General features: G+C 63.9%; 2 protein-coding genes. One reads left to right on the top strand and one right to left on the bottom strand.

Annotated features, from left to right (window positions below; genetic code table 11):
- The coding region (locus A3764_RS24195; RefSeq protein WP_236628239.1) for a cytochrome c peroxidase at positions 1 to 1,717 on the bottom strand (1,717 nt) is incomplete at its 3' end.
- A 97-nt stretch (positions 1,718 to 1,814) separates the two neighbouring features.
- Between A3764_RS24195 and A3764_RS17860 the strand changes: the two genes are divergently transcribed.
- On the top strand, positions 1,815 to 2,141 hold a 327-nt coding region (locus A3764_RS17860; RefSeq protein ID WP_067951873.1), incomplete at its 3' end, for a MarR family transcriptional regulator.

The following is a 2,141-nucleotide window of genomic DNA, read 5'->3' as shown; positions in this document are numbered from 1 at the left end:
TGGCGTCGGCCGAAAGGTCCGCAGCCACGGTGTCGGTCAGCAGCAGGATATGCTCTGCGTCCCGCCGCGGCAGTAGCGTATCGATTGTCGAGGCGAAGGTCGTCAGTTCGGCGAATGCCAGCCGGAAAGCGGTGTTCTCGGTGTCGAAGGCTTCATAGGGCTCGTCTGCCGCGCCAACGGTCTCGAGATAGGCGGTTAGGTCGGCGCGGTCTTCCTCGGTAAGCCCAAGCGATTTCGTCTCGTCGAACCAGTCCACGACGGCGGCCAGCGTCGGCAATGACCCGTCGTGGAAATAGGGGGCGGTATAGGCCGTGCCGAGCAGCGTGGGCGTGTCCAGCGCACCGGCGCGGGCCCCCTCGTAGCCCGGCGCGACGGAGCCGATGTCGTGGGCCTGCCGGTCGAGGAAGTTCGCGTCTGGCACGTGGCAACTGGCGCAGGACCGATCGCCGAGCCCGGCGAAGGGCGTATTGAAGATCTCCTCGCCGCGCCGGGCGGCCTCTTGGGTCGTGTCGGTCAGACGGCCATCAGTCGTCAGCATGGAATTCGGCAGGAAGTCGAACTCGAGCATGTAGGCGACGAGAGCGTCCAGCATGAAGGGCGTCGGTTCATTCCCGCCGAACTCGTTGACGATCACGTTGCGGGTAAAATCGCGCAGGGAGGCGAAACGGCCATCGCGGCCGTAAGGACCGGTAAAACGCAAGCCGCGCAGGCTCGGAATGTCGAGCGGGTCGTCACGCCGGTCATTGAAGATCGGGTTGAAAAAGGCGCCGTCGACGTCGATCGCACCCGGCTGGTGGCTGGCGCCGGGGATGAAAAGCCGCTGGTTGACGTCCGAGCGGTTGTGACAGGTCGAGCAGGCGATCCCGAGATCCTGCGCCGGGCTTCCAAAGAGTTGCGCGCTGTCGAACAGCATGTCGCCGTAGGCCACCAGCGGCAGGTCGGTCTCGTCGATGCCCTGTTCCTCGAAGTTGAGCACGAGCAGCGGCAGCGGGTCCTGATCGAAGATGTCGGACCCAGGCGGCAGGCTTGGCGGTACCTCGATGGCCTTTCCGCTGAGCACAGCTGTTTCCGGCAGGGCGCTCAGCGTCCGGCGCGGAGCGAAACTGTCCAGGAGGTAGTTCTCCGCAAGATAGCCGGAGATGACTGCACGGGCGGCTTCCATCGTGTCGCGATCCGCAGATGTGGCGCCAGCGCCGAGAACACCAGCGGAACCTGTGCTGCTGTTGAGTTCCAGCCAGGCGAGGCCGATGCGTCTTGCAGCTTCGGGATCGGCCGCCGCGATACCATCCTCAAACGCACGGTAGAGTTCGCGTGCCGTCTGCACCGCCAGCTGTGCTGTCGCCGATTCTTCGGCCGCGAGAGCACGGTCCAAATTCTCCTCAATCCTGAGCGCGATGAGCCGCGTCGCCTCGGCGAATACCGCCTGCCGGTCTTCGCGCATCATCGCGTTCAGAAGACCGTCAGGCTCGATATCGCTTTTGCGGTCCAGCCACGCCAGCGCTCCGACAGAGAATTCCGAACCCCGGTAGGGTTCCGTCCAGGCGGTCTTGATGTCGTCCCAGGGCAGAGGCTCGAGATTTCCAAGAAAGAGCGTCAGCCGGTAGGCCGCTGCCTCGGGAAGCCAAGGCGCCTCCTTGGCCGGCGTCGCGGCGACAGGTCCGGACAGGAGGAGCGCACTTGCGAGTGTGGCGAGCAGCGCTCTCATAATATTTCGCATCACCACGGCCTCCAAAGTACAAAGTTAGACATGGCTAACTTATCTACCCGAAGCAAACAAGTTGTCAATCCCGCTGTTTCGCTGCAAAGTCCCGAGTATGACAAAGCTACAATCACATGGGCGTGAGCCATTCGAAGCGGTCGACCGGGCTCCCGAGGCGCAGGCCGAGGGCTTTGCGACCGTGCGTCAGGCACATGAAAGCGAGATGGCGGAGGATTACGTCGAACTGATCGCGGAACTGATCGAGACGCGCGGGGAGGCCAGACCGGTCGAGATCGCCGAGCGGCTTGGCGTGAAGCCGCCGACCGTGACCAAGAACATCTCGCGGCTCAAGGCTGCTGGTCTGGTCCGGCGGGAGCCATACCGCGCGATATTCCTCACCGATGCCGGGCAGGACCTCGCGGAGATCTGTCGACGCCGCCAC

The organism is Sulfitobacter sp. HI0129 (genome assembly GCF_001635395.1).
Taxonomy (GTDB): domain Bacteria; phylum Pseudomonadota; class Alphaproteobacteria; order Rhodobacterales; family Rhodobacteraceae; genus Sulfitobacter.
Note: the sequence above shows the minus strand (reverse complement) of the source record. Positions and strands in the feature narration are given on the sequence as shown.